Consider the following 1,085-nt stretch of genomic DNA (forward strand, 5'->3'; position numbering starts at 1 on the left):
AAGGTCGCCTGATGCAAAAGCATCGTGGTAACCAAAAGCTTTTAGATACCGTAGAGGCGGCCTACGATGCCATTATTATGGATCGACTTAGGATGCGCCAGGAAGGAAAGATTAAAGTTCCTGATCGTATTCGTTTCCCAGAGAAGGCTTCTCAAGCTCCACCGAGTTTTCCCCAAACACCAGTTAATAACTCTCCTGAGTGGCTGAAACGGTTGTGGGATACTCCGACAAGAGAAGACATGATCTGGCCGAGTGCCGTGTTCTTAATCTTAAGCAGTGCTACGGTGCTTTACACCTCATCGGCAGACTCGATTTTGCCCTTGGTGATGGCTATAGGCTTCGGATTCACGATCTATTTCCTCAATCGGAAAGAACAACAATTTGGTCGTGCAGTATTGCTAACCCTGGCAGGTCTGTTTTTGGGTGTGGGATTAGGGAGTTTGCTGGGGAATTCTCTGGGAAGCCAATTCACCACCCTAGACTTGACAACAGAAAAACTGGCTACATTGGTGACATTTGTATTGCTGTGGCTGATTAGTTGCTTCTTACGTTGAACATGGGAATGGGGGATTGGGGATGAGGATGTGCCTCCAATAGCACGTTCCTTGTCTAGTAGTGGTGCTTTTCCCCTTGATGGGATATATCCCAAACGTCTCTACCCTTGCCTGGGTTTGCCCGGTGGAAACCACGCCAGTCGCTCATGGGGAGCGACTGCATCATGGCCATGAAAAGCAATTTTCATGAAAATTGCTTTTTTAAATAACCACAAGCCTTGTCAGCCAAGACTTTAACGCGATTTTTTTATAAAAATTATTATTTTATAAAAATTTATCATAGCCACAGGCTAGAGATCCAATTTTTTTTAACTGTGTTAAGAAACTTAAAGTTTATCAAACCCTTTCTGTTCCCTGATCCGAAGTTACCTTGTCTGCACAGCTAGTTAGTGATATAATTACCTGAATTTTGAGACAATCTCACCACCATAGCCATAGCTTTTTTGGCACAAAAAATCACTTGAACTTTCACAGTTCGTTTAATCCCACCCTGACCGAGGGTCAGGCGTAGGGCTCGCTCTAGCCGGATCA

The 1,085-nt window shown here is 44.5% G+C and carries 2 protein-coding genes; both read left to right on the forward strand.

Going from position 1 to position 1,085, the window contains the following annotated elements:
* A partial coding sequence (locus F6K49_RS52140; protein WP_293110908.1) for a CPP1-like family protein occupies positions 1–554 on the forward strand: 554 nt, incomplete at its 5' end.
* Positions 555–584: 30 nt separating this feature from the next.
* Positions 585–728 (forward strand): hypothetical protein, encoded by a 144-nt coding sequence (locus tag F6K49_RS52145; protein WP_293053548.1) that lies wholly within the window; start codon positions 585–587, stop codon positions 726–728.
* Positions 729–1,085: the final 357 nt, after the last annotated feature.

It is taken from the genome of Moorena sp. SIO3I6, assembly GCF_010672095.1.